Here is a 25,584-nt window from a genome sequence, read left to right on the forward strand (position 1 = left end):
ACTAGTTGTCTAACGCTTTCCTTGGTCAGCCTGCGGCTCCTTTTCTCAGACCCCGCCCTTCAGAGGGTGCCGCGAAGGGGGGGCCGAAAGCAGCGATACAGCAATGCAGCAGACAACGTACTGATTTGTTAGTGTCGTTACCGATACAATCGGATTTTGCGACACCCTCTTCAGGCCGGGGTTGCTGACACGTAACGAGTTGGTAAAAGCTGAGAGCATTAGAAAAGGGCAAATTTCGCCCCCTAAAGTAACAGCCTATGTAGATTGATGGCTCACTTTATGTAGCATAGAATGTTCCGCATGCGTAACATGACGCGGGGCGGCTGGATGCTTATGACGATAACACTGATCCAATCCATGCTGAGGTCGGGCATTCCGAGATAACATGACCAAAATAATCAGTTTTGCAAATCAGAAGGGCGGCGTCGGCAAATCTACCATTTGCCTTCAAAGTGCATTTTATCTCGTCGAAGCTGGACATCGTGTTCTCGTGATCGACCTTGATCCGCAGGGCAACACATCTAGCCGGCTAGCTCAAGACGAGTCCGGTAACGAAATTGAATTTAGCGGCACAACGACAGCAGACCTTTTCCGTTCTGGCCTCGACGAGATCCCTGTCATGTCCTGCCCTAGGGGCATGGACCTGATATGGACAACCAAGAACGATCCCGTCCTATCTGAAATTGAATCTTTGGACCTTGGGTGTGCCTTACTTCCTTCTGAAAACTTAAAAGCGAGCCACCTGCTAGATAGCTATGACTACGTACTTATTGATTGCCCGCCGAGTTTAGGAAGGAAGTTGGTAGCAGCACTTGTTCTTTCCACACATGTCATATGCCCAGTCCAAGTCAGCGGCTTCGCTGTAGATGGGGTAGAGGGTCTCTTAAACACTATTATTAGCGTCCAGTCAGAGCTGAATCCTCAGTTGGAAAACACGGGCATTGTTATCAATAATCTCAACCGTAACTTCCAAACCCATATGGAAGCTCGACAGCAGCTTATAGACGCAGTCCCTGATTTGATCTACGCCACTGAAATTGGCGTTCGGGGTAAGCTGGATGAAGCTACTAATAAAGGAATCCCTGTGTGGAGCATCAAAACGAGCTCTGGACGTGCTGCCGCGAAGGATGTCCGTGCGGTAATCGAAGAACTAATCGAGAAGGTGGGCTGAAATGAGTCTCGGTAATCTTTCCAATCTTCAGAACCTATCTCGCCGCGCGAAAGGTGCCAAGGAAGTAATAGTTCTTAGCTGCGATGAAGTGATTCCGAAGGAAGGCCAAGTCCGTAAAGAGTTTACGGGGATTGAAGAACTGGCTGATTCTATCCAAACACATGGTCTTGAACAGCCCATCATTGTGTCTCCGAAGGATGCCAGTGGCAAATATCGCATCCAAAAAGGGGAGCGTCGTTGGCGTGCCTGTAAATTACGTGGATTACCCATTGAAGCTATCATTAATAAAAAAGAACAGTCAAGCTTAGACGAAACAGCAGGCGAACTGATAGAGAATATTCAGCGAGAAAACCTAGCACCCCTCGAAATTGCTGAAGGACTGAATAAGTTCATCGAGGCTGGCTGGAAAGCTGCTGCTGTGGCAAAGCGCCTTGGTAAATCGAGGGGCTATGTCTCTACACACCTGGCGCTGTTGAGGCTGCCTCACAAAATCCAGCGCTTGTATGAAGAAGGCGTGACCCGAGATACAGAAACACTCAATAACCTGCGTCAGCTCTATGAACGTGACCCTGACGAGGCAGAAGAAGTCTGCGATCGTGCATTAGTGACCGGTATTAGTCGTAAAGCCAGCCGCGATTTACTAAAAGAGGCCAAGCAAAGTAAGAAAGAAGCTTTTGATGAACACAGTGGCGATTCCATACACTCAATGGAGCACTTGTCTGGTACAGGGATGAGTAGCGATGCTATAGGAAAAGGCGAAACAGAGAAATTAGAATATAGCAATGTTTCAGATCATCAAGAGACTGACAGTTCCAAGCGTAAAGTTGAGGATACGCGTAACGAAATTGATGACCCTGAGCCTCCAGCCAACGCACGCCCCAAGGCAAAAAATCGCGGCTTGGAAAAGTGGAAACGGACCGAACCTCAGCGAGTTCGTATTAAAGTAAGTACAGTCTATCAGGATGTCTTTCGTACAGGATTGTTATTAACTGATCGCGTTGATACTACAGCGGGCTTCTGCTGGATACGACTTGACGACAACGAGGGCAGTACACCTGAAGTGGTTCGCATGAGCGTATCGGATTTGCAGTTGATGAGCGTAGACGGAGAGGATTAACCTGATGGCAGGTAATCTATCTCGAGATACCCAGCGTAAGTACGCTATTATATTAGCTTTATCGCAACTTGATAAGCCGTCGCTCCAGGATATAGCTCAGCAGACCTGCATCCCGGCTGGTACGGTCAAGCGTCAGCTAACTGCTATTCGCAATGAATTCAAGCTGCGTATCCTATTTATTAGAGATGCTGCTGAGTCAGAAAGTGCTAACGGGTTCTATGCATTAGACGACTGGGGCATTCTTAATCGCGACGAGTTTCTTCGATATTTTGGAACCCTGTAGTATTTTTATTTAACCTAATTTGAACTGGCTTATTAGCTGGGGTGGGCCTAGTGCCCACCTCTACCATATTTCATGCCTCAGTCTATTTGTTCATCAATAGCTTTATTCGGTAGGTCGGCTCCCACAAGGGGGGCAGGGGAGGGAACAGCTAGAAAATGTTTCGCATGCGGAACAGAATGACTTGACGAATATACTGAGTGCCAAAGAGTTTCGTTAAGTTCCTTCGCCCACTAGCCCGCCATGGGGCTGAAAGGCTGTAAGCCTACTGACCTGACGGCCACTCCTGCGGGTTTGAATTCGCCGATGATCCGCTAACGCGCTTGGATGGCATCTAGACCTGATATCGTTGACGCTGCGGTGGAAGTTCTGCTTGAGCAGGTTGGATGATACGGGCAACCCCCTAGATATGTAGTGTAAAGCGTTTTTTCATGCTGGACTGGAGGCTGCGGGAGAGGTAGCTCACATCCAGCGCCTGTCGCTCAAGCAGTGCCTGGGCCACTGCCTGCCGGACATGTTCTTCCAATGGGGGCGGGAATGAGCGCCTTATCGTTGCCAGCAAAGGCGTCCTTGAGCTCGCTAAGAGTAGTTGCCAGTGGATACTCTTCAACAAGCTGAAGTAGCAGGCCTTTTCAGCTTCGCCGAGTTTTCTTAGCCGACCGCCTTGCGACAGGGGATCTCTCCCTGAGTGGTAGAAACCCTATCGTCTCAACGACTGATTGTTTTTGTAAACACCTTCTAAAGCTTTTTACACTCCTGCCGATAAAAAGAACTTTAATTATATATTTAAACAGGTGAGCATGGCTTTTCGAAAACCAATTTCGACTTTTGGTGGTTTGATGTGGTGGAAAAACATCAGCCAAAACAAGCATTTTATCATGCAGGAAAATAAGTCTGGTGTATGAGCATACAAATACAGGATATTAATGCGTGAGAATCGCATGGAAATTGCCAATTCAAATGATGTTGATGAGATCAACATGGATTGGGAGTATTTGAAAGATAACGTGGTTCCACAAATTGACCAAAAAATTGATATTGGCAAGATGGTAATGGATACAGATCTGGCATCTTTTGTTGAGCTTTTGTTGAAAAGGTTTATATGATTTTCTTGCCAACTATGTTGAGCCCGGCTCTTAGCCGGGCTTTTCTTTAAATGTTCTACAGCACCCTTACCTTAGGTATCTCTTCCCAGCGGGTCGACCAGTGTGGCGTGCGGTTGGCACAGCGCAGGTGCCAGGCAGCTCCATCCGTGGGCATGCCCAGGCGCAGCGTGCCGCGCCCCATCTTCTGATTCAGTTCGTCCATGGTGGCCATCAGCTTTTCACTACGGGCGCGATCGGCGGCGCTTTGTGGCGTGTCGAGCAGCGAGAGCTGCTGCCGGTCGGCATCGACGAGATCCAGTAGCATCACGCCGGCCTTCATATAGGCGAAGCGGGGCAGGACGATCCTCTGCAGTGCCTGGCTGGCCGCGTGCAGAATAGGCCGGCTGTCGTCGGTGGGATGTTCCAGCTCGACGATCGTGCTTGGTGCGTACTGGGGTAGATCGGCGCGGTGCGGGTTGGTCTTGAGAAACACGAGCACGGCCCGGGCAAGGCTGCCTTGCTGGCGGAGCTTCTCGGCGCCGCGCTGGCCATGCTGACGAATCGCCTCCTGGATCTCCTGATAACTGCCGGTGAGTTTGCCAAACGAGCGGCTGGTCATGATGCGCTGCCTGGGCTCGTCGAAATCGTTCATTTCAGTGCAGGGAATGCCTTGCAGCTCGAGCACGGTGCGCTCGAGCGTGACACTGAACTTGCGGCGGATGCGCTTGGGATCGGTGTTGCGCAGGTCCCAGGCTGTGCGAATTCTCATGACGTGCAGGCGCTCGACGAGACGCCGCCCCACGCCCCAGATATCCCCCAGCTCGATCCGTTGCAGCAGGCCCTTGGTGGCGGTGCTGTCGCGGTCCAGCACGCATATGCCGCCATAGCCGGGAATTTTCTTGGCCGCTCGGTTGGCGAGCTTCGATAGCGTGCGGGTAGGGGCGACGCCGATGGATACGGGGATGCCGGTGTACTGGCGCACCTGTTGGCGGAGCTGGCGGCAATGCTCGGTGAGCGCAGCGGTCTCGAAGCCGTCGAAGCGCACAAACATTTCATCGATGGAGTAGGGCTCGACCTGGGGTGCGTATTCCTCGAGCACGGCCTGCACGCGCGACGACATATCGCCATAGAGCTCATAATTGCTCGAGAGCAGCACCAGGCCTCGCTGACGAACCAGATGCTTGAGCTGGAACGCCGGCGTGCCCATTTCCACGCCCAGCGCCTTGATCTCGGCCGAGCGGGCGATCACGCAGCCATCGTTGTTCGAGAGTACCCCAACGGGGCGGCCTTCCAGGCGCGGCTGAAAAGCGCGCTCACAGCTCACGTAGAAATTGTTACAGTCGACAAGGCCAACCATGGTCACACCGGAAACTCGTGAATCACCGAACGAACGACGCCCCAGACCTGGCATTCGTTGTCACCAAGCGGGATCGGGGCATAGCGGGAGTTGCCGGAACACAGGTAGGGCCGGTTACCGACCAGCTCGTAGCGTTTGACGATGACTTCACCATCCACCAGGGCGGCGAGGATATGCCCCGGGCGAGGGGTGATGGAGCGATCCACGACCAGGATATCGCCTGAGTAGTCGCTAGGGGTACTGGTATGGATACGGCCCATAACCCAATCTTTTTGGGGCTTTCGGGCATTTCTGTGAATGTCCGTATGGACACTGATAACATGTGGACATATGCGCCCTAACTTGTCCATATCCAAGCTCTGGGCCGAACGAGCTGATACGTCCGACCCGCTGCCCCTTCTCCACTCATTTTCAGGGCATCCGGATTAGTGGTTGATGCCCCCCTCCTGAGCCACCAAAACCTTAATCGTCCCAGAAGGTTGATAGATCGACGCCGTAGTTCTTCTCGTGCTCGGGGAGCCTCATGCTATAGATCATGGTGGCCTTACCTAGGAAGAGGATTCCTTGGTCTGGGGCGCCTTCTTATTGTGCTTGGTGGTCCGAAGGATGGGGTCCACTTCAGATATTTCACATGCAACTCAGCAACAACTGTCTGTAGTGCTGCGAAAAACTAACATGGTAGCTCAGTTCATCAGCAAAGCCGCCGAGCGCGTAAGTGCTCGGGGAGGCCCCCTCCTGGTCTTGTTCAAAATCGCCGTCATTGCTGCCATCTTCAGCGTTGTCAGCTATCTTGCCGCCCGACGCCGGGCTAGCTCCTGCGGCAGTCATAGGTACCTCGCGCAGCACGGCTAGATCCTTCGGCAGATCGTCGGCAATGCGTTCCGCGAATCGCCGTAACGTCGTCTCCGCCAGCATGAACAGCCAGGCTTGATCATCAGCTTCGCCCATGCGCCTCAGTATTCTCCCCAACACCTGCCGGTAGTGAAGCTCGGTACGGATGCGGCTGAGAAAGCAGCATACTTGCAGGCGGGGGATGTCAGTCCCCTCGCTGATCATCCCGACTGCGACGATCCAGCGGCAATCGCTGTTTCGGAATGCATTGATGACCTGCTGAGCATTAGGGGTTTTGTTGGTCACGATGCACCAACTCTCCCCTTTGGCGTCAAGTGCTTGGGCTATCTGCTGAGCATGTGCAATATCGGTAGCGACTACCAGGCCCGCCGCCTCTGGCTGGCTTCGGCGAAGCGCGTCCAGCTTGTCGCTTCCTAGCGCGAGCAGTTGTTCGATCACCTCGTCATGACGTAGTAAGTCTTCATAAGTGACAGGCGTCTCTCCCAGCAGCTGGGCGATACTTGGGAACAACCTGACGGTGCTCTCGGTTTCGACTGCTTCCGTGAGCACAACTTGTTGGTTGTCCAGAAGTAGAATGCGGGGCGAACGGCACAACCGGTCCGCGATGGCTTCTTGCAGACCATAGCGATAGTCGCAGATCAGCTGTCCCTCGGGGGATAGGTAACGCGCCAAGGCAATGGCGCGGTCGTCAGAGCGCCACGGCGTGCCGGACAGTGCCAAGGTGAAGACGGCACGATCCTGGATCTTCTGCAGGATCTGTTGCCCCCAGGCGTTGCTCAGCAAGGGATCATGACCGGCGCAGTGATGGATTTCGTCGAAGACGACGAACACGCGATAGTCGTCGAGCAGTCGCCAGAAGACCTCATCGCGGTACTCCATAGCTTGATAGGTGTAAGCCCCTCCCGCCGCGCCGAGCATGCCGTCCAGGCGCTTGCCGAGCACCGCCGAAAAGGTCGAGCGAAAGCCGTCGACGACCTGGCAAGAGGGTGCGAAGCAGAGGACCAGATCGATCTTGCCTTGGTCAAGCAGGCATCGGGTCAGCTCCGCCGCCATGCGCGTCTTGCCGGCACCGGGGGTCGCCTGGCACAAGAAATGCGACGTGGAAAGGAAATGCTCCAGCGCCGTGTCGATACACCGGCGCTGCCAGTCTCTTAGCGATGCGGTCATCGCTCAGAGGCTACCGCTTTAAGTGTGTTCTCGACGGCACGAAGATGTCCCAGCAGGCGCGAGCTTCGGTCTTTGGCCCCCTGATACTCGTAGCCCACTTGGTCCCTTAGATGGGGCATCTCATCAAGGAGCTGCTTGTAGCGCTCCGTTTCGCCCATCGACGACAGCAAGTCGAGCTTGATCTCTTTGAAGAGGCCTTCCAAATACGTCTGGGCATCAAGCGACGATGGCGGTGGCGTGGCAGCCTGCTTAGGTTTTGAAGCGGTCAGCTTCTCTTTATCAGGCTGCTTAAAGCAATTCTCGAAACCGTTGTCGATCAGTTCCAACTGCAGATGCGGTGGGATGGGTTGCAGGTGGTAGACCTGTCCTCGCTTCCGGCGCTCCTCGTCAGGTACGAGCCAGCCCGCTCGGAGCAGGCGACGAATCTGCTCATACACATACCGACGGACATCGCCGAGACGAAAGTCGGTGCCTTTCAGGTGCTTGGCATAGGCATCCCGCAATTCGCGGGTGGTGAATTGCGTGCGCCCCTCCTCCTGGAGAAGGTCATACAGTCGCCTGTCGAGGATGAACGGGACGGATTTCATGCAGGCACCAGAGCGGTTGTCACAAAAATGCGGATTATAGTCCGTGGCCTGTGCATCCGCAAACACACGATAGTGCTTCCTCAAGTGAAATTGAGGCGGTCATGGATCCATTGGCAAAAGCGTTGGGGGCACGGATCCGGGCGCAGAGAAAAGCCTGTGGGCTCTCTCAGGATGCACTGGCGCTGGCCTGCAGCATTGACCGCAGCTACATGGGACGCATCGAGCGTGGCGAGGTGAACATCACGGTCGAGAAGCTGTACCGCATCGCTGGGGTGCTGGCATGCGATCCGGCGTCGCTTCTTCCTCGCATGACGGAGCTTCAGGCCAGCTAGCCCTCACGCTTTAGGGAGGTATTCAGCGTCACGCCATAGGATATCTCTGACAGGCGATGTAGGACGGCCAGCACCTCCTCAAGGCGGCGTGCCTGCCTTGCCCCTCACTCCGCTTCGCTGTGTATGATGGCCGTCAACCATCATCATTAGCACCAACACGCGGGGAAGCATCGTGAATACGGAGAGTCACTCTCAGCTGGCGGCCTTCATCTGGTCCGTGGCGGATCTGCTGCGCGGCGATTTCAAGCAGTCCCAGTATGGCCGCATCATCCTGCCCTTCACCCTGCTACGGCGCCTGGAGTGCGTGCTGGAGCCTACCAAGGCCGAGGTGCTCGCCGCGGCCCACGCCCACCAGGCCAAGCCTGAGGCGGTGCGCGAGAAGCTGCTGCTGCGCGCCGCCGTCCAGCCCTTCTTCAACGCCTCGCCGCTGACCCTGGGCAGCCTCTCCGACACCCAGACCGCCGACGACCTGATGAGCTACGTGCAGTCGTTCAGCCAGGACGCCCGGGAGATCTTCGAGCACTTCGAGTTCGAAGGCTTCGTCCAGCAGCTGGCCGCCAACAATCTGCTTTACCAGGTGGTGCAGCGCTTCGCCGCCATCGACATGAGTCCCGAGCGGCTGACCAACTACGGCATGGGCCTGGTGTTCGAGGAACTGATTCGCAAGTTTGCCGAAAGCTCCAACGACACGGCGGGGGAGCACTTCACCCCGCGAGACATCGTTCATCTGACCACCTCCCTCGTGCTCACCGGCCAAGAGGACAAGCTGCGCCCGAACGGCATCGTCACCGTCTATGACCCCACCGCGGGCACCGGCGGCTTTCTCTCCGAGAGCGACGAGTACATCCAACAGGTCAGCCAGGACGTGACCGTTTCGCTGCACGGCCAGGAACTCAACCCCGAGTCCTATGCCATCTGCAAGGCTGATATGCTGATCAAGAATCAGCAGGTCGACCAGATCAAGCTCGGCAACACCCTCTCTGATGATCAGCTCCGTGGAGAGCGTTTCGACGTCATGCTCTCCAATCCGCCGTTTGGTGTGGAGTGGAAGAAGGTTCAGAAGGCGATCACCGATGAACACAAGCAGCGGGGCTACGATGGCCGCTTCGGCCCCGGCCTGCCACGAGTCTCCGATGGTTCGCTGCTATTCCTGATGCACCTCGTGAGCAAGATGCGCTCTCGTAAAGAGGGTGGCTCCCGAATTGGCATTATCCTCAACGGATCGCCGCTGTTTACCGGTGGCGCCGGCAGCGGCGAATCCGAGATCCGCCGCTACCTACTGCAGCATGATTTGGTGGAGGCCATCGTTGGCCTGCCCACCGACCTGTTCTACAACACCGGCATTGCCACCTATGTGTGGATCCTCTCCAATAACAAGGCACTCGAGCGTCGCGGCCAGGTCCAACTGATCAACGCCACTGGCCGGGCCAGTAAGATGCGCAAGTCGCTGGGCAGCAAGCGCCAGTACGTTGATGACCGTAGTATCGAGGAGATCGTGCGCCTCTATGGGGCCTTCCAAGAGAGCGAGGAGAGCAAGATATTCCCGGTAGAGGCTTTTGGTTATCGACGCATTACGGTAGAACGCCCGCTACGTCTCAACTTCCAAGCCAGCCCCGAGCGCCTGGCTCGCCTCGATGACGAGAAGCCGATCCAGAAGCTCGAGGAGGGCGAGCGCGAGGCCCTCAAGGCCGCCTGCGCCACCCTGGACCCCCAGCAGCGATTCAATAACCGTGACACTTTCCTCAAAGCGCTGGAGGCAGCATTGAAGACGGAAGGCCTCAAAGTTGGTGCCCCGGTGCAGAAGACGATCCTCAACGCGCTTTCCGAGCGTGACCAGGACGCTGATATCTGCCTGGACAAGAACGGGAACCCTGAACCCGACAGCGGCCTGCGTGATAACGAGAACGTGCCGCTGGACGAGTCGGTGTACGGCTACTTCGAGCGTGAGGTGAAGCCCCACGTCCCCGACGCTTGGATCGACGAGGAGAAGTGCGACCCGCTGGATGGCCGTATCGGCATCGTGGGCTTCGAGATCCCCTTCAACCGGCACTTCTATAAATTCACGCCACCGCGCCCGCTCGAAGAGATTGATGCCGACCTCAAGGCGTGCACCGACCGGATCAAGCAGATGATTGAGGAGCTGTCGGAATGAGAAGTCATAGCGAGGTGGGGCCTGCGTTGACAGGTAGGCCTCGTCACTTCAGCATGATGGGCGACACACCCGCCATGCCTCTCAAAGATGCACACTTTGGCGGGTTTTTTGTGTCTGGCGTTGGACCGGCTGCCCCCCACCTGCAAAAGGCAGCGGAATATACAAGGGAAGGAGTGCGAGCATGAGCTTCCCGAAATACCCTGAGTACAAGGACTCCGGCGTCGAGTGGTTGAGGGAAGTGCCGGCGCATTGGAATCACGGCAAGGTTCGCTATTTTGCCAAACTAGAGTCTGGCCATACTCCTAGCCGTAACAAGCCAGAGTACTGGGAAAACTGTACCATTCCTTGGTTCACGCTATCTGATGTATGGCAAATACGGTCTGGGCTTACCAAGGTCGTGTATGAGACGAAAGAGAAGGTTAGCGAGTTGGGCTTGGCCAACTCATCAGCACGCCTATTGCCTGCGGGCACTGTGATTCTTTCGCGAACAGCATCCGTAGGGTACTCAGCGATTCTTGGTAAGCCAATGGCTACCACGCAGGATTTTGCCAATTGGATTTGTGGGAAAAAAGTAAGCCCAGAATATTTGCTGACAGCGTTCAGGGCAATGGCATCTGAGTTTTCTCGCATGATGATGGGGTCGACGCATAAAACCATCTATATGCCGGATATCGCAGAGCTGTACTGTGCTATTCCGCCAATGCACGAGCAGTCTAAAATAGTTGCTTTCCTCGACCACGAAACCGCCCGTATTGACGCCTTGATAGCAGAGCAACAGCGCCTGATCGAGCTGCTCAAGGAGAAGCGTCAGGCGGTGATCTCTCATGCTGTCACCAAGGGACTGGACTCCGGTGTGCCGATGAAGGACTCCGGTGTGGAGTGGCTAGGTGAAGTGCCGGAACACTGGGAAATTACTAGAGTAAAGCATATTGTCCAAACCTTCGAGCAAGGCTGGAGTCCTCAGTGTGAAAATAATCCAGTCGAAAGTGAGAGTGAGTGGGGCGTGCTTAAAGTGGGGTGTGTCAATCATGGTAGATTTGACAGTCAAGAGAACAAGAAGCTTCCTGGCGAGCTCTCCCCGCGATTTGATTTATCCATCAAAGCCAATGATGTCTTGATATCACGTGCCAATACACGAGAGCTGGTCGGTAGTTGTGCAGTCCCTACGGTTTCCTATCCCAACTTAATGTTGTCGGATAAGCTGTTTCGTCTGCGCCTCCGCGAGACGGTTGCAGATCCAATATTTTTAGCTTTTTTCATGGGGGCTTCCCAAACTAGGCAGCAAATTGAGTTGGAGGCAACCGGAGCTAGTAGTTCAATGCTGAATATTGGACAAGGCACCGTGCTTGAGATGCCCTTCCCATGTCCTCCGCTCGAAGAGCAGGCAAGAATCCGCGACGAAGTCATCAAGCAGACATGGAGCTTACTCAACTTAGCAGGGGAAGCTCTAGAACTGAAAAAAAGGCTTGAGGAACGCCGTTCTGCCCTGATCTCCGCCGCTGTTACCGGCAAGATCGACGTGCGCGGCTGGCAGCCGCCGACGCGGTCATCGATTCCCGCTGAGACAGACCAAATGGAGGCAGTATGACCCAAGGGCGCAGCATCCGGCTCTTTCTGGTGGACGGCACACCCAATGGTCTCCTCACCGCCGAGATCATGAACTGGACCGGCCATGTGTTGACCGGGCCACGCAGCAAGCTCAGCGAACTGGTCCAGCGACCGGAGTGTGGGCGAACCGGCATCTACTTCCTAGTCGGCACGGACCCTGATGGTGATCTGCGGCCCTTGGTGTATATCGGGGAAAGTGATGATGTCGGCACGCGCCTCAAGCAGCACAATCGGCCAGAAGACAAGGGTGGCAAAGACTTCTGGGAAAAGGTTTGCTTGGTCACCAGTAAGGATCAGAACCTGACCAAGGCCCATGTTAAGTTTCTGGAAAGCTTGCTGATTCAGAATGCCGGAGCCATGGGGCGTTGCAAGCTAGCCAACGGTACAGCGCATGAATACATAGGCCTGCCAGAATCTGATCGTGCCGATATGGCGTTTTTTATGGAACAGATTCGTACGGTGCTTCCTGTCCTCGGCCTGGACTTTCTGCGCAGCACAGCGAAGCTCTCCCCAAGCCAGAAGCAGGGAGCATGCACGCCGGCGCAGCCTGATACGAACCAGTCGGGGGAGCTGGAAAATCCCCGACTGAAGATGGAAGTTAGAAAGCACAACATCGTGGCCTTTGCCCAAGAACTGGATGGTGAGTTCGTGGTTCTCGAAGGCTCCTTGGCCAGAGGCGAATGGATAGACCTGAAACACAGCTACCGGCACCTCTATAAGCAACTCTGCGATGAGGGCGTGCTGATGGATGATGGGAACGGCTTTAAAAGGTTTACGCGCGACTACGGTTTTACGAGCCCCAGCCCAGCGGCAGCCATCGTCGCAGGGCGTGCCGCTAATGGGCGAGTGGATTGGAAAATCGAGGCTACGGGACAGACCTATGCGGACTGGCAAGACCAGCAAGTAAGTGCTGCAGCGGCACAGCCGGAGGATACAGAGCCAACCTGGTAGATGTGACTTGGCAGCAGGTCTCTGCTTCCTTATACTTGTTTCTAACAACACCCCCCACGCCTCTCTCGGAAGCGCACCTTGGGGGGTTACTTTTTTCTGGAGGCCGGCCTTGCAGTTCAACAAGCCCCCGCTGAGCTTAGATGATCAGCTCGACCGGCTCATCCAGCGGGGGCTGACGGTGCCGGACCGCCAGCGGGCGCTCCACTATCTGCGTCATCTCAACTACTACCGGTTGGGCGCCTATTGGTTGCCCTTCGAGGCCGATCACCGGACGCATCGCCTGCGCCCCGGCACTACCCTGGATGACGTGCTGAATCTCTATGTGTTCGACCGGGAGTTCCGGCTGCTGGTCATGGACGCCATTGAACGCATCGAGGTTTCGATTCGCACCTGCTGGGCCTACCACATGGCCCATACACACGGGCCCCATTGCCACCTGGATCCGGCCCTGTTCAAATCACCTCACCGTTCTTGGCGTCACGAGGAGCGGCTCCGAGCCTTGGAAGGCGAGGTGCGGCGCAGTCAGGAAACCTTTATCCGCCACCTGAGCACCACCTACGATGAGCCGCTGCCTCCAATCTGGGCCTTGGTGGAGATCATGACGTTCGGCCAACTGTCGCAGTGGTATGCCAACACACGCCAGCGCCGAGACCGTAACGCCGTGGCACGTGAGTACGACTTCGACGAGAGCGTGCTGACATCGGTGTTACATCACCTGAGCACGGTGCGCAATCAGTGTGCTCATCATGCTCGACTGTGGAACCGAGAGTTCACCTTCCTTCCTAAGCTGCCAAAGGATCGTCCTGTGGCTGCGCTGGATAGCCTGTCCTTCGACGCCTCGCGTCGTATCTACAATACCCTCACCCTGATGCTGTACCTAATGGACGTGGTGAATCCACACCACCGTTGGGGAGAACGGCTAATTGGCCTGATTGATCACCATGCGATCGATGTCGCCGAAATGGGCTTCCCTGATGACTGGCGAGTCCGCCCCCTGTGGAAGAAGCATTCTCCTAATTAGGCTTCTCCTTATTTCCCCAAACCGTTAGGCTGTTTCAAAAAATTACGCCAAGCGCAGGGGATAATATGGCGGACAGCAGGGAGTCCCGCTTCCAGCAGGATATCATCGAGTCCATGGTGTCTGGAGGCTGGAAGGCCGGCACAGCCAGCGGTTACGACCGTACGACGGCCCTCTACACCGAGGATCTGCTGGGTTATGTGCGGGAAGCCTGGCCGGAGCGCTGGGAGAAGTTCTGCAAGGCCAACCCTCAAGCGCCCGAGCAGGTGTTCGTGCGGAAGGTCGTGCGTGAGCTAGACAGGGCCGGCACCCTGGAGGTGCTGCGTCACGGTTTCAAGGTACCCGGTGTTAAGTTCGATCTGTGCAGCTTCCAGCCTGACCACGGCATGAACCCCGATTCGCTGGCCCGCTACCGCGCCAACCGACTGCGGGTGGTGCCGGAGGTTTCATACTCACCCCATGCCCGCGAGAAGGGTAAGGGCGGCGAGAGCTACAATCCCCGCCTCGATCTGGTGCTGTTCGTCAACGGGATCCCCACCGCCACGCTAGAGCTTAAGAGCCAGTTCAAGCAGACAGTAGAGAACGCCAAGCGGCAGTACCGCCACGACCGACCGATCAAGGATCCCGTTACCCGTAAGCCCGAGCCTCTGCTCACCTTCAAGCGTGGTGCCCTGGTTCACTTCGCGGTGAGCCAGGCCGAGGTGGCCATGACCACCAAGCTGGCTGGCAAGGACACCTTTTTCCTGCCCTTCAATCGCGGTACCGAGGAGGGTGGCGCTGGAAACCCGCCCGCGTCGGACGAGCAAAGCTACGCCACCACCTATCTGTGGGAAGCTGTGTTCGCGCCGGACGCCTGGTTGAAGGTGCTCGGTCGCTTCCTGCACCTGGAGAAGAAGACCAGCGAAGACTTCCACGGCCGCCGCCATACCAAGGAGACGCTGATCTTCCCCCGCTATCACCAGTGGGAGGTGGTCAATCGCCTGGTGCAGGCCACCCTGGCCGAGGGGCCGGGGCGCCGTTACCTGGTGCAGCACAGCGCCGGCTCCGGCAAGTCCAACTCCATTGCCTGGTGTGCCCACCAGTTGGCCAACCTCTACGCTGAGGATGGCACCAAGCTGTTCAACTCGGTGATCGTGGTCACCGACCGCACGGTGCTCGACAGCCAGCTCCAGGAAACCATCTACCAGTTCGAGCACGCCCACGGCGTGGTGCGGCCCATCACCCGCGACATCGGTAACCAGAGCAAGTCGGAGCAGCTCGCCGAGGCCCTGGCCAGTAACACCCGTATCATCATCGTCACCATTCAGACCTTCCCGGCGCTGTTCGACGCCCTGAACAAGCGTCCCCAGCTCGCCGAGGGCCACTATGCGGTAATCGCCGACGAAGCCCACTCTTCGCAGACCGGCAGCTCGGCCAGCAAGCTCAAGGCGCTGCTGGCGGCCGCAGGAGAGCCCGCAGAGGACGATGACGACGAGATCAGTGCGGAGGCCATGCTGGATGCGGCCGTGGCCTCACGGCGCCCCAGCGAGCGCATCAGCTACTACGCCTTCACTGCCACACCCAAGGCGAAGACTCTGGAGCTGTTCGGACGCCCGCCGGATCCCGGCCTGCCTGCCAGCGCCGATAACAAGCCCGAGCCGTTCCACCTCTACTCCATGCGTCAGGCAATCGAGGAGGGTTTTATCCTCGATGTGCTGCGCAACTACGTCACCTACAGTACTGCCTGGAAGCTCGCCCACCCCGATGGCGAGGATCAGGAGGTGGATTCCAAGAAGGCCTCGCGCACCCTGGCCAAGTGGGTGCGATTGCATCCTTACAACATCGCTCAGCGCGTGGAAGTGATCGTCGAGCATTACCGCGAGAACGTCCGTCATCTGCTCGACGGCCAAGCCAAGGCCATGGTGGTCACCGCTAGTCGTCAGGAGGCGGTGCGCTACCAACTGGCCATGCGTCGGTATATCGAGAAGCAGGGCTACGGTGACGTTCACCCCATGGTGGCCTTCTCCGGCAGCGTGCCGCCCGATGAGGAGATACCTGAGGAGGTCACCGAGACCAGCCAGTTGCTCAACCCCGGGCTCAAGGGCCGCGACTTGGCCGAGGCGTTCGACACCGACGACTACAACGTGATGATCGCCGCCAACAAATTCCAGACCGGCTTCGACCAGCCCAAGCTTTGCGCCATGTATGTCGACAAGAAGCTGCGTGATGTGGACTGCGTGCAGACCCTCTCGCGGCTCAACCGGCTGTTTCCCGGCAAGCAGGCCTTCATCCTCGACTTTTACAACGAAGAAAAGGACATCCTCGATTCCTTCGCGCCTTATTACCGTAGGGCCGAGCTGGCCGGCGTCTCCGATCCACAAGTTGTGTACGACCTGCAGAACGGTCTGGACGCCAGCGGTATCTACCACTGGCCTGAAGTAGAGGCCTTCGCCAAGGCTTTCTTTGATCCTAAGGCCCCGGCTTCCAGCCTCAGTTATCACTGCCGCCCGGCCCAGGAGCGCTTCAAGAAGCGCTACCAATTGACTCTGGAACAACTGCAGACCTGGAAGGAGGCTCGCCAGATTGCCGAAGTCAACGGCGACGACAAGGGCCTGAAGCGTGCTGAGCAGGAACTGAAGGACGCTGGCACCATCCGCGACGAGCTCGACCTGTTCCGCAAGAACCTGCAGAGCTTCGTGCGCACCTACGAATTCCTCAGCCAGATCGTCACCTTCGACGACCCCGAGCTGGAGCAGCTGTGCGTCTTCGCCCGTCACCTCCATCCGCTGCTGCGCACCGACCGGCTGCTGGAGGAGGAGAGCATCGACGTCAGCGAGCTGGAGCTGACCCATTACCGCCTCACCAAGCGCGAGGAGAAGCGCCTGCGCCTGGACGAGACTGAGGGCGACTACGGCCTCACCCCAGTCAGCGAGGTGGGCTCAGGCAAGCCCCACGACCCCGAGAAGCAACGCCTGGCCGAGATCATCGGTCGGCTGAATGACCTCTACGGCGCCGAGGTCAGCGACGACGACAAGCTGCACTTCGCCAACGGTATCGCCGACCGCATCGAACGCGACGAGGCGGTGATGGCCCAGGTGCGCAACCACAGCGAGGACCAGGTGATGCATGGCCTCTTCCCCAAGAAGGTCACCGACGCCGTGCTCGATGCCCTCAGCGACCACGAGAAGCTCAGCATGCCGCTGTTGGAGGACGAGGCGACGGGGAGGAAGTTCGCGCTGTTGGTCCTAAAACTGCTGGCAGACCGGTCTCGTCAAATTACACGATGGCTAGAACAATGACCGGTTTCGACCCAAAGCGGACGTCCATATAATTGCGGCCTGAAAGTTCACTAAATTAAATAATAATGATAAGGTCGCAGGCAGCATTTTTCAATTGCCAAATCCGAGTGTAGATAAACATGAAAATAGAAGTTGCTTTGCATAAAACTTCTTCAACAAAGGAGCGAGGGGATCTCCTTGAATCACTGACAGAAAAGCTCTTGTCGGCACAATCCTATGAAGTGATTAAAGAAATAAGATTTACTGCTTTGGAACTAGATCTTTTGTGTCGCCACAAAGTAAGTGGAAAGGAAATTTATGTAGAGTGCAAGGCATATCGAGATAAAAATATAGATGCTAATATATTAAAAAACTTGGCAGGGACACTTTTCCTTAAAGATTACTCGGAAGCGTGGATTGTTAGTACTGGTGAATATGGAAAAGAAGCTAAAGGATTTGCAGAAGAGTGGAAGGCTAAACCAAAAGATCAAGCCACAAAGCTAAGCTTCTATGATCCTGAGAAGGTTGTTGCCTCTCTAATAAGCTCAGGAATAATTAAGAGGCAACCTGAAGATCGCGCAGCTGAATATATGGGAAGTGAAAACTTAATTGGAGAATGGGTGCTGTTAGTAACTAGTTATGGAATATTTTGGGCTGTAGCAACTCTGTCAGGTGGCATACCTGCAGGTGTGCTGTGCTACTATGCTAAAAATAACGAGCTGGTTAAGGACGCTGCTCTGCTAAGCAATATTGCGGATACTGATACTACCCTAAATAACTTAAATTTCAACTTGCCAAAAAGCCATAAAATAAAGCCCCCTGAAATTGATTCTGGGAAGTCAGTAAGCGTAGTTCAAGTGCAAACTGGCGAGGCTTGGAGTGATTATCGGCCTGCGAGACCAGAGGACTTCGTGGGCCGAGTAAAGGATATTAGGTATATATTCGATTTTTTTAGGAATATTAAGGAGAAGAATACAAGTACTAGGATTTTTGCTATAACCGGGAACTCGGGGATGGGAAAAAGCTCGTTGATTGCAAAGCTAAAAAGCAAAGCTAGAAATTATCAAAACAAACATAAGTACTTTGTTTTTCCGGTCGACATTCGAGCTGCAACCGGTCCAGATTATATATATTCTTCACTTTTGGAAGCACTAAAAAGTGCCCAGGAAGATGGTTTTGGTGAACAAGGAATAGACTTGGTTTTATCAGATGTGGGAAACCCTCTGAACTCGGAAACCATAAAGAGATATTTGGAATCTCTTGATCAAAATGGTCAATTAATAGCTTTGGTTTTTGACCAATTCGAAGAGTTGTATTCAAAACCAGAGCTATATGAAGTTTTTGAAAAAGCAAAGTCTTTGCTTTTAAGCGCAGCTGCTATGAAGCTGAATTTTTGCTTGGGTTTTGCTTGGAAAACTGACAGCACAACGCATAGTGAACATCCTGCCTATTTTTTCTGGCATCAGCTTTCAGATTACCGAGTAACGAGAAAGCTGGCACCTTTCTCTGACAGGGAATCAAATACAGCCATAAATATATTTGAAAAAGAGATACAACAAAAACTACATCATGATCTTCGTCATAATCTTGTTGCTAGCAGTCAAGGTTATCCGTGGTTGCTAAAAAAGCTATGTATTCATTTGTATGAGAAAATGGAAAGCGGTATTGACCAATATGATTTACTTGAAAACAAGCTGGATGTGGCTAGTCTATTCAGAGAGGACATGGATGCATTAAGTCCTGCAGAGTCAAGTTGCTTGAAATTAATTGCGCAGCGGGCGCCCGTAGATTGGTTCGAAATTATAGAGCTGTCCGGCCCTGACACCCTTAAGTCTTTGATTAACAGGCGCTTGGTTATAAGAAGTGGAGATAGATTAAATATTTATTGGGACATATTCAGGGAGTATGTCTTGACAGGGTCTGTTCCAGTTATTCCTTTAAGGTATCTCCCATCTACTGATTTTTCTTCGCTTTTCAAGGTGGTTAGTCACCTTGAGCATGACACGAAGCTTTCTGTTCAGGACTTGGTTACAAAAACAAGGCTTTCTGAGGGTACTGTTCAGAATATTGGTTCAGATATGGTTATGTTTGGGGTGGCGATCAGAGAGAGCGGTCTATATTCGTTAAGTAAAGATGTAGCAATGTGTACTGAGATGGGAGTTTTAAGAGCGATTCGTGAAAAATTTTTTAAACATGCCTTTACGCATGCGGTTAAAGATAAGTCAGCGCACTCGGTTGCTACGGTTAATAGTCTAGTGGAATCCTTGAAGCAGCTGTATCCAGATAACAAGTACGCTGACAAAACATGGCATGCTTACACTGTCCGGCTTTGCCGGTGGTTGGAATTATGTGGTTTTATTGAGAATACTGGTAATGGCTGGATATATAGAGATCAAGGAGACGTTGTTACTGAACGAGCAAAATCCGAGCGCAGACGACGTAAAAGTAATATTTTTACGGCACCTGCATCTCCTGGGCTGGCCTTGGAAACATTAAACTGGCTGATAAAAAAAGGTAGCGTCGATAAAGATGCAGAAAAGCCTAAGGGTTACCGTAATGCTCTTTCGGTTCTCAAGCGCTTTGAGCTCATCTATGTGGAAAATGATATGTATATGGTCGATATAGAGAAGGTGAATAAATTTCCAGAAATAAGTGAAGCAATATGGATTAGTGCTAACTTGGAAAGTGTGCTGCTAGAAGTAGTGAGGGTTCTAGAGTCTGACGTCGAAGTTTCAGGAAAGGCTATTGGTGAGTATATTGCTGAAAAACATGATCTGAATTGGACTGAGGCGTCTAAAGTTAGGAATGGTGGTGCTATTAGACAGTGGGCATTATGGCTATTTCAAGGCAAGTTAGAGTCCAAAATACCAATTTGTCCTGGGCGAACCTGATGCCTAACAAAGAGCTGTTACTGGCGTGCCTGCACTATGCCCCGTTACACTACAGCCAAGCGCTACATGAGCATCTGGCGAAGGTCCGCTTCCTGGATGCCGAACTTCAGGATACGCTGATGGAGCTGGACCGGCAGCAGACGACCCAAAGCAGTCATGCCGGCAAAGCAGCAGGCACACTCGTCTGGCTTATGCAGCATGCGTGGCGATTTGTGTTATGTAGTCGAGCTATACTTGATGTTAGGTTGTTCAAAACCTTAGGTGCTTTAAGCGCGTGCCCGTCCAAGTCAATAACGAGCGTGCTGTCTAATACCAGCTAAGCCGCCACACAGTTTTGGATGCAAAGTGAGATTTAATGCGAAAAAAAGTTACGAAATTTCAAGAGCTTAGAATTTTACTGGCTTTAATTAAGAATGCCAACGAAAAAGGAGAAGTCGATTTTACAAGCTCAGAAGTTGATTCTGACCTTAGCGGAATCGTGGCGAACGGAAATTGGTTGGATAGCGCCCTTTATGAGCTTAACGACGTGGGAATTATTTACTACGAGGAAATAGGGGAAGAAGGGTTCAGGCCGTTTATTAGTGCGGGAGTAAACGCAAAAACTCATAGGCGTGTAGCCGAACTGGTTTCTTCCATACAGGGTGACTACGAATCTATGGAGCAAAGAATAACTGAGATACTCACATTCAACCCTGAACAACTATCAAAAACAATTTCTGACACTCAGCGAAAGCTCGACGAGGTAGGCGGGCAAATTTCCAATAACGAGTTGTTAAAGCCCTTGGAACGGCCTCTCTCAGAGATCAGGAACCATTTCAATAGTGTGAGTACGGTTTCTCAGCACTACGAGGATGTTTATAAAAATATCATAAGGCCGGTCCAGGAGGAGGGGCAGTCTGGCGTAAGGGCAACTGTGAAATGGGCAATAATTAGTATTGCTGTGTCCACCGGATTGTCATTTCTAGTGAGTAACTGGGACGCAATCAGTGCCCTGTTCTAGCCAGGCTTAACAATCGCAGACACAGCGATGGCTTTTTCGTTGCGGCTGCGCCTTCACTACAAAGCTACGCGTACTGCGGGCGTTATATCCAAGGATCACATGGAAGAAAGTAATCTGGTTCAGGCATTGGCAATTTGGGGAGCCGTTACAGGAACCATCGGGACTGTAACTGGTGTTATTGGTCTGATTCTTCGCTACCGAGCGCACAAGCGGGATAACCCTTGCTTACAATGTGAATCGGATTTCTCGTTTGAGCATTCCGCGGGGGAGGCCAATCCAAAACATAAAATTATAATCAGGTCTGTAGGTCGCCGTCCGGTAGCAGTGGATTATGTAAGGTACTTTATGAGGCCTGGGCGCCGATGGCATCGTGTCTTCAAATGGTATCACTGGTCTAATAAGCGGTGGGTCTACGATCAGTCGCCAAGGAGACTTATAAACCTGGCCGAGGGAACAAAGGAAAACATCTTAATAACCGTTCCGAACGGTTTTCCTCTCGGCGAAGTTCAAAAAGTAGAAGTTCACGATCAGGCGGGAAAAGTTTGGAAGGTCTCTTGGCCAAGGCAAGGAAGCCTTCAATCTTTAATTAGAATTCAGGGCCTTGATGGTAACCAAGAAGAAAACGAACGACAGCAGTGCAAGGTTAAAGGGTATTTGGCTGGAGAGTACTACTATATTTATGCTCAGTGGAATCAAGAACCCGGGAAAAAGAGCTCGTTTAAAGGGCGGCTTTTCCGATTACAGACACGCCAGGAGTATGACTGTAAGTGGAAAGATTTAATAGATAATCAAATCCCGAGGCTTTTACGAGAGGATGTTTTGGAGATTCAATGATATAACAATCGTCTGCACAGGGACCGACTTTCCGCCGCTTCGCGGCTCCAAACCGGCGCGTGAGCCGGGCGTTATATCAGGAAAGCCGGAATAGCCGCTTCTGGCCGATAGCAGCTGTGTATCATATGGTCGTTTTCTTTGTGCGGGATGACTGACCCTACAGGAAGACTAGGAAGTTGGTTTCGCGAAAAGAAATTCTGTAAATTTTTCGGGTATCCGGATACCCCATTTTCAATGGTGGTTGCCCAACGGCACAAACTTGCCGCGATGCTTTTCGGCGGTGAGTTCGCTGATCTGTTGCTTGAGCAAGTAATTCTCCTGGGCCAGCGAAACAATCTTTTGAAGGGCAAGCTCATAGTCTGCCTTCAAATCACCTAACTGCTCTTTCGCTGCTTGCTTGAGGGCTTTCTGCTTCTGCACATCTTCAGATGCAGACGGCTTGGAAGCCTCTCTTTGTGCAGCCGCCGCCGCCTCGATCTCAGCAATCAAATCAGCGTTTTCAGCGCGACTTTTCTTGATCGAGCCACGCTTGCGTCCTGCTTCCAGGGCCACCGTGTCTTTATTGATCGCAGAGCCTTTCGGTACGTTTTTCGGCCTCCCTTCAATCAACCGCTGTAGGGCTGCGAGATAATTATCAACTGCACTCATGACATCGCCTCCATTTTCTCCAGCAGGCCGCGTTTCTCCAGTTTATCGTAGATCGCTGAAATTTCGGCTTCAAGTTGTTTGTACTGCGCATTCTCCGCCACGAACAGGGATTGCCCACGCTTCAGGTTATCTAGGCCGCGCTGGATGTTCTTCAGACTGCGATCGTCATCGAGAATAGATTTCTCGCAGTCGATACAAGCAAATACGCTGGTGAAGTGAATCTTGTCGCAGGGTTCAAGGTTCGTACAGCCACCTATCGGGCCGAACTTGTAGGTCATCTCGCCTTTGAGGAACTTCTTTTCAGTCATAGCTCGGTCGGTCGCGATGATGAGCGGCTGACCTTTATCGCGTGCCACTTGAATGCGATTACCTTCGCCGCCCCAAAGCCGACTGGTGCTATTGATTACATTTGCCTCGTAGTTGTCAACGCCGACTGAAAAGTGCCCCCCCTTTGGCTCTGAATCGCCGAAGTAATATTGACCCCCAGGGCCCGTCGGTTATTCGGCTGCCGTTGCCGGCGGGGTGGTGCCGGCTCTGCGTTTGTCCTTGAGTCGGTAGCTCTCGCCGGTGATCTGCACGATGTGGGCGTGGTGCAAAAGCCTATCCAGCATCGCGGCCGTCAGCGTTCGATCGTCGGCAAAGGTCCCGGCCCACTGCGTGAATGGCAGGTTGCTGGTCAGAATCAGGCTGCCGCGCTCATAGCGCTTGGCGACGACGTTGAAGAACAGGTTGGCCTCATCGCGCCCGAAGGGCAGGTAGCCGATCTCGTCGATCACCAACAGGCGTGGCCCCATCACTACGCGGTTGAAGTACTCTCTGAGCCGTTCCTGACGGTGTGCCGCCGTGAGCTGCAGCATCAGGTCGGCCGCGCTGACGAAGCGTGTCTTGATCCCCGCCATGACGGCGCGGTAGGCCAACGCCACCGCCAGGTGGCTCTTGCCCACACCGCTGGGGCCAAGCAGGACGATGTTCTCCGCGCGCTCGATGAAGCTGAGTGCCGCCAGTTCCTGAAGCTGCGCACGCGGGGCGCCCGAGGCGAAGGCGAAGTCGTATTGCTCCAGCGTCTTCACCGCCGGGAAGGCGGCCATCTTCAACAGCGTCTGGCGCGAACGCTCGGCACGGGCATCGGCTTCGGCGCTCAGCAACGTCTCGAGAAAGTCGGCAAAGCTCGCCTCGCCGTTGGCCGCCCGCTGCGCGAGGTGCGACCAATCGCTGCCGATGCGCTCGAGCTTGAGGCTCTTGCACAGCTCGCCGATGCGGTCATGTTGCAGGTTCATGGACGGGCCTCCAACAGCTGGTCATACACCGACAAGGGATGCTGCAGGCTCTCATGCGGGAGCACGCGCCCCGACCGCAACGCCGGGACTGGAACGATGCCAGCGGCCGATGTGAGCATTGGCCGTCGGCACGTCCAGGATCAATCCGGCGCTCTTGAGCGTGGCGGCCAGCGGCGTGATGAAGCTGCCCTTGAGGTAGCCGTTGAAGCGCTCGACCTTGCCCTTGGTCTTGGCCCGGTAGGGGCGACAGACCCGAGGGCGAAAGCCGTACTCCTCGGCCAGCGCCGCCAAGGCCGGATGCCAGCGATGCCGGCCGTCGCCGTAGGCGTCGCGCTCGGTAATGATGGTGCCGGCGTTATCGAACAGCGCCTCTTCGGGGACGCCGCCAAAGTAGACAAACGCCTCTCGCAGGCCAGTCAACCACGCCTCGCTGTCCTCGCGTGTCGAGAAGCGCACGAAGGTCGCTCGGCTGTAGCCGAGTGTCGCAACGAAGGCCTTGAGCGGCTCGCGACCGCGACGGATCGTGGTGAAGTCGACCTGCAACTGCTTGCCCGGCGGCGTTTCGAAGCGCACGACCGGATCCTCCGGTCGGCCCTTGAAGGGCGCCAGATAAGCCTTTAGCTGGCTGATGCCGCCGGCGTAACCTTGCGCCTGAATCTCACGCATCAGCACGGTCGCCGGAATCCAGTGAGGGCGGGCTGCCGCGATACGTCCCTGAAGATAGGGCTTGAAAGCGTCGAGCTTGCGGGGGCGCGGCGCTCGCGCCTTATAGCGTGGCAAGTCCTTCTCGCCGCGTAGGTACTTGCGGACGGTATTGCGCGAGAGCCCCAGCTCCCGGGCGATCGCCTTGATGCCATGGCCCTGACGGGCCAACACTTTGATCTCCACTGACTGCTCCTGGGTCAACATCTCGGCGGCTCAAAAGCCACCATCTTCGCCCAGGGGGGTCAAATTTACCTCGGCGTCAGGGGGTCAGTTTTACATTGGCGATGACAGATAGCGGACCTAAACCAGGGGGAAGGTCCATGGGAACCTCAGTCGAAAGGTGATACTCAATGGAGCTCACTCTATATCGAGGTCATCCTTGATACAGAATAGGGCGAGCCCTAGGGGTGAGCTATGTGCGGGATGAGCTACGGCGTGCTTGAGAGTAATCTGCAGCGCTGCAGCAGGATTGGATCTGGTCGCAGGGTGAGCGACGTTGGCATTCAGAAATGGAGCCATATCGGTGAATGTTCTGCTATGGAATGGCTCTCGTGAGGCTGAAACAGCAGCCTGGGTGACGGCGGGTGGCACCACAGGGATACGCGACGAGGCTGGGCATAGGCATAAAGTTACCCCTAACCAGGCTCTAAATAAGCTGTAAGATGGGGCTAAGTAATCTTTACCATGGCTCTGGGCTGGTTTTTTGGTTGACCCCGCATGTAAGCCATGTGTAATCTTAGCGAAGAAGATCCAGCATGGTGGTGTCCATGCGTAGTCTCATCGAAAAATTACGGTCAAGCGCCCTGTAAGAAGTTCTACTACGTAGGTGGGAAAAGGAGTGTCATGAACGAAAAAACTCAAGAAGCAGTCTTTCTTGAATATTTAAGAGACTCTGTACCAACGATCAAGGCTGTTAGTGCCCAGCCACGCAAGCAATTGCTTTATATTCGTGAGGATCTGCACAGCTACGTTGCTAGAGGCGTGACCGCAAAGTCAATTTGGCTTGATCTAAATGCTATAGGCATAGGTTGCCACTATAAATCTGTAGTCTCTGCTTTAAAAGCTATGTTCCCTGATATATACCAAACAACAGCAGGCAAAGCTAAAGGAGCAAATGTTGCTTCTGCTAGTTCGCCTGTACCAGGCCAATCAGATTTGGAAAAAATAAATGAAAAGCCGGAAAAGCGGCGAATGAGCGTAGAAGATATGGCTGAAGCACTTTCTGATTATACAGGGAAAAAAAGACCTAAATTATGAATGTTAAAGGCGGGACTGGTTAGTCAACTGTTGCCATG

22 protein-coding genes and 1 pseudogene are annotated in these 25,584 nt (G+C 54.1%); 14 read left to right on the top strand and 9 right to left on the bottom strand.

Annotated features, from left to right (window positions below):
* Window positions 1-385: 385 nt before the first annotated feature.
* From MHM84_RS20115 to MHM84_RS20130, 4 genes are all read left to right on the top strand, one after another.
* The gene (locus MHM84_RS20115) at window positions 386-1,171 is read left to right on the top strand and encodes a ParA family protein (RefSeq protein WP_239268635.1); all 786 of its coding nucleotides are present in this window, start codon (window positions 386-388) and stop codon (window positions 1,169-1,171) included.
* A 1-nt stretch (window position 1,172) separates the two neighbouring features.
* Window positions 1,173-2,288 (top strand): ParB/RepB/Spo0J family partition protein, encoded by a 1,116-nt coding sequence (locus tag MHM84_RS20120; protein WP_239268637.1) that lies wholly within the window; start codon window positions 1,173-1,175, stop codon window positions 2,286-2,288.
* A gap of 4 nt (window positions 2,289-2,292) precedes the next feature.
* Window positions 2,293-2,571 carry a helix-turn-helix domain-containing protein gene (locus tag MHM84_RS20125; RefSeq protein ID WP_239268640.1) on the top strand — a complete coding sequence of 93 codons (279 nt, stop codon included), beginning with the start codon at window positions 2,293-2,295 and terminating at the stop codon, window positions 2,569-2,571.
* Window positions 2,572-3,494: 923 nt separating this feature from the next.
* On the top strand, window positions 3,495-3,674 hold the full coding sequence (locus MHM84_RS20130) for a hypothetical protein (RefSeq protein ID WP_239268642.1): 180 nt from the start codon (window positions 3,495-3,497) through the stop codon (window positions 3,672-3,674).
* A gap of 55 nt (window positions 3,675-3,729) precedes the next feature.
* Here the strand turns inward: MHM84_RS20130 and MHM84_RS20135 are convergent, their stop codons facing one another.
* From MHM84_RS20135 to MHM84_RS20150, 4 genes are all read right to left on the bottom strand, one after another.
* On the bottom strand, window positions 3,730-5,010 hold the full coding sequence (locus MHM84_RS20135; protein WP_239268801.1) for a Y-family DNA polymerase: 1,281 nt from the start codon (window positions 5,008-5,010) through the stop codon (window positions 3,730-3,732).
* Between the two features lie 2 nt (window positions 5,011-5,012).
* The gene (locus MHM84_RS20140; RefSeq protein WP_239268644.1) at window positions 5,013-5,270 is read right to left on the bottom strand and encodes a S24 family peptidase; all 258 of its coding nucleotides are present in this window, start codon (window positions 5,268-5,270) and stop codon (window positions 5,013-5,015) included.
* A gap of 367 nt (window positions 5,271-5,637) precedes the next feature.
* The gene (locus MHM84_RS20145; RefSeq protein WP_239268646.1) at window positions 5,638-7,029 is read right to left on the bottom strand and encodes a DEAD/DEAH box helicase family protein; all 1,392 of its coding nucleotides are present in this window, start codon (window positions 7,027-7,029) and stop codon (window positions 5,638-5,640) included.
* Window positions 7,026-7,616 (bottom strand): hypothetical protein, encoded by a 591-nt coding sequence (locus tag MHM84_RS20150; protein WP_239268648.1) that lies wholly within the window; start codon window positions 7,614-7,616, stop codon window positions 7,026-7,028. Before MHM84_RS20150 ends, MHM84_RS20145 begins: the two co-directional genes overlap by 4 nt.
* Before the next feature lie 101 nt (window positions 7,617-7,717).
* On the opposite strand from MHM84_RS20150, the gene MHM84_RS20155 reads away from it, so the two are divergent.
* From MHM84_RS20155 to MHM84_RS20185, 7 genes are all read left to right on the top strand, one after another.
* A complete protein-coding gene (locus MHM84_RS20155) occupies window positions 7,718-7,948 on the top strand; it encodes a helix-turn-helix transcriptional regulator (protein WP_239268650.1) in 231 nt (76 codons plus the stop codon).
* Window positions 7,949-8,120: 172 nt separating this feature from the next.
* Window positions 8,121-10,100: a class I SAM-dependent DNA methyltransferase gene (locus MHM84_RS20160; RefSeq protein WP_239268652.1), complete on the top strand. Its 1,980-nt coding sequence runs from the start codon at window positions 8,121-8,123 to the stop codon at window positions 10,098-10,100.
* Between the two features lie 181 nt (window positions 10,101-10,281).
* Window positions 10,282-11,688 (top strand): restriction endonuclease subunit S, encoded by a 1,407-nt coding sequence (locus tag MHM84_RS20165; protein ID WP_239268654.1) that lies wholly within the window; start codon window positions 10,282-10,284, stop codon window positions 11,686-11,688.
* On the top strand, window positions 11,685-12,659 hold the full coding sequence (locus MHM84_RS20170; RefSeq protein WP_239268656.1) for a GIY-YIG nuclease family protein: 975 nt from the start codon (window positions 11,685-11,687) through the stop codon (window positions 12,657-12,659). The genes MHM84_RS20165 and MHM84_RS20170 overlap by 4 nt, the downstream gene beginning before the upstream one ends.
* 109 nt (window positions 12,660-12,768) lie before the next feature.
* Complete coding sequence (locus MHM84_RS20175; protein ID WP_239268658.1) at window positions 12,769-13,680, top strand: Abi family protein; 912 nt, start codon at window positions 12,769-12,771, stop codon at window positions 13,678-13,680.
* 65 nt (window positions 13,681-13,745) lie between these two features.
* Complete coding sequence (locus tag MHM84_RS20180) at window positions 13,746-16,955, top strand: DEAD/DEAH box helicase family protein (RefSeq protein WP_239268661.1); 3,210 nt, start codon at window positions 13,746-13,748, stop codon at window positions 16,953-16,955.
* Between the two features lie 119 nt (window positions 16,956-17,074).
* The gene (locus tag MHM84_RS20185) at window positions 17,075-19,825 is read left to right on the top strand and encodes a restriction endonuclease (protein WP_239268663.1); all 2,751 of its coding nucleotides are present in this window, start codon (window positions 17,075-17,077) and stop codon (window positions 19,823-19,825) included.
* A gap of 62 nt (window positions 19,826-19,887) precedes the next feature.
* Here MHM84_RS20185 and MHM84_RS20190 read toward each other — a convergent pair whose 3' ends face one another.
* Window positions 19,888-20,025: a hypothetical protein gene (locus tag MHM84_RS20190; protein ID WP_239268665.1), complete on the bottom strand. Its 138-nt coding sequence runs from the start codon at window positions 20,023-20,025 to the stop codon at window positions 19,888-19,890.
* Between the two features lie 155 nt (window positions 20,026-20,180).
* Between MHM84_RS20190 and MHM84_RS20195 the strand changes: the two genes are divergently transcribed.
* Together MHM84_RS20195 and MHM84_RS20200 are read left to right on the top strand one after the other, a co-directional pair.
* The gene (locus MHM84_RS20195) at window positions 20,181-20,825 is read left to right on the top strand and encodes a hypothetical protein (RefSeq protein WP_239268667.1); all 645 of its coding nucleotides are present in this window, start codon (window positions 20,181-20,183) and stop codon (window positions 20,823-20,825) included.
* Between the two features lie 99 nt (window positions 20,826-20,924).
* Window positions 20,925-21,659, top strand: coding sequence for a hypothetical protein (locus tag MHM84_RS20200; RefSeq protein ID WP_239268669.1), 735 nt, complete (start codon window positions 20,925-20,927; stop codon window positions 21,657-21,659).
* 231 nt (window positions 21,660-21,890) lie between these two features.
* Here the strand turns inward: MHM84_RS20200 and MHM84_RS20205 are convergent, their stop codons facing one another.
* The 4 genes and pseudogenes from MHM84_RS20205 to istA form a co-directional block, all read right to left on the bottom strand.
* A complete protein-coding gene (locus MHM84_RS20205) occupies window positions 21,891-22,307 on the bottom strand; it encodes a hypothetical protein (RefSeq protein ID WP_239268671.1) in 417 nt (138 codons plus the stop codon).
* Complete coding sequence (locus MHM84_RS20210) at window positions 22,304-22,663, bottom strand: hypothetical protein (protein WP_239268673.1); 360 nt, start codon at window positions 22,661-22,663, stop codon at window positions 22,304-22,306. The genes MHM84_RS20205 and MHM84_RS20210 overlap by 4 nt, the downstream gene beginning before the upstream one ends.
* Window positions 22,664-22,804: 141 nt before the next feature.
* On the bottom strand, window positions 22,805-23,584 hold the full coding sequence (gene istB / locus MHM84_RS20215; RefSeq protein ID WP_239268675.1) for an IS21-like element helper ATPase IstB: 780 nt from the start codon (window positions 23,582-23,584) through the stop codon (window positions 22,805-22,807).
* Window positions 23,581-24,493: pseudogene (gene istA, locus MHM84_RS20220) on the bottom strand (IS21 family transposase). Before istA ends, istB begins: the two are co-directional and overlap by 4 nt.
* A gap of 639 nt (window positions 24,494-25,132) precedes the next feature.
* Here istA and MHM84_RS20225 point away from each other — a divergent pair.
* Window positions 25,133-25,546, top strand: a complete 414-nt coding sequence (locus MHM84_RS20225; RefSeq protein WP_239268677.1) for a hypothetical protein — start codon at window positions 25,133-25,135, stop codon at window positions 25,544-25,546.
* Window positions 25,547-25,584 lie beyond the last annotated feature (38 nt).

The organism is Halomonas sp. McH1-25 (genome assembly GCF_022348165.1).
Lineage (GTDB): Bacteria > Pseudomonadota > Gammaproteobacteria > Pseudomonadales > Halomonadaceae > Modicisalibacter.

Coding starts and splice junctions, on each gene's coding strand:
- MHM84_RS20130 (WP_239268642.1), top strand. CDS start 3,495: ATGCGTGAGAATCGCATGGAAATTGCCAATTCAAATGATGTTGATGAG.
- MHM84_RS20155 (WP_239268650.1), top strand. CDS start 7,718: ATGGATCCATTGGCAAAAGCGTTGGGGGCACGGATCCGGGCGCAGAGA.
- MHM84_RS20180 (WP_239268661.1), top strand. CDS start 13,746: ATGGCGGACAGCAGGGAGTCCCGCTTCCAGCAGGATATCATCGAGTCC.
- MHM84_RS20190 (WP_239268665.1), bottom strand. CDS start 20,025: ATGCTGCATAAGCCAGACGAGTGTGCCTGCTGCTTTGCCGGCATGACT.
- MHM84_RS20195 (WP_239268667.1), top strand. CDS start 20,181: ATGCGAAAAAAAGTTACGAAATTTCAAGAGCTTAGAATTTTACTGGCT.
- MHM84_RS20145 (WP_239268646.1), bottom strand. CDS start 7,029: ATGACCGCATCGCTAAGAGACTGGCAGCGCCGGTGTATCGACACGGCG.
- istB (WP_239268675.1), bottom strand. CDS start 23,584: ATGAACCTGCAACATGACCGCATCGGCGAGCTGTGCAAGAGCCTCAAG.
- MHM84_RS20140 (WP_239268644.1), bottom strand. CDS start 5,270: ATGGGCCGTATCCATACCAGTACCCCTAGCGACTACTCAGGCGATATC.
- MHM84_RS20135 (WP_239268801.1), bottom strand. CDS start 5,010: ATGGTTGGCCTTGTCGACTGTAACAATTTCTACGTGAGCTGTGAGCGC.
- MHM84_RS20125 (WP_239268640.1), top strand. CDS start 2,293: ATGGCAGGTAATCTATCTCGAGATACCCAGCGTAAGTACGCTATTATA.
- MHM84_RS20185 (WP_239268663.1), top strand. CDS start 17,075: ATGAAAATAGAAGTTGCTTTGCATAAAACTTCTTCAACAAAGGAGCGA.
- MHM84_RS20200 (WP_239268669.1), top strand. CDS start 20,925: ATGGAAGAAAGTAATCTGGTTCAGGCATTGGCAATTTGGGGAGCCGTT.
- MHM84_RS20205 (WP_239268671.1), bottom strand. CDS start 22,307: ATGAGTGCAGTTGATAATTATCTCGCAGCCCTACAGCGGTTGATTGAA.
- MHM84_RS20150 (WP_239268648.1), bottom strand. CDS start 7,616: ATGAAATCCGTCCCGTTCATCCTCGACAGGCGACTGTATGACCTTCTC.
- MHM84_RS20115 (WP_239268635.1), top strand. CDS start 386: ATGACCAAAATAATCAGTTTTGCAAATCAGAAGGGCGGCGTCGGCAAA.
- MHM84_RS20170 (WP_239268656.1), top strand. CDS start 11,685: ATGACCCAAGGGCGCAGCATCCGGCTCTTTCTGGTGGACGGCACACCC.
- MHM84_RS20225 (WP_239268677.1), top strand. CDS start 25,133: ATGAACGAAAAAACTCAAGAAGCAGTCTTTCTTGAATATTTAAGAGAC.
- MHM84_RS20165 (WP_239268654.1), top strand. CDS start 10,282: ATGAGCTTCCCGAAATACCCTGAGTACAAGGACTCCGGCGTCGAGTGG.
- MHM84_RS20120 (WP_239268637.1), top strand. CDS start 1,173: ATGAGTCTCGGTAATCTTTCCAATCTTCAGAACCTATCTCGCCGCGCG.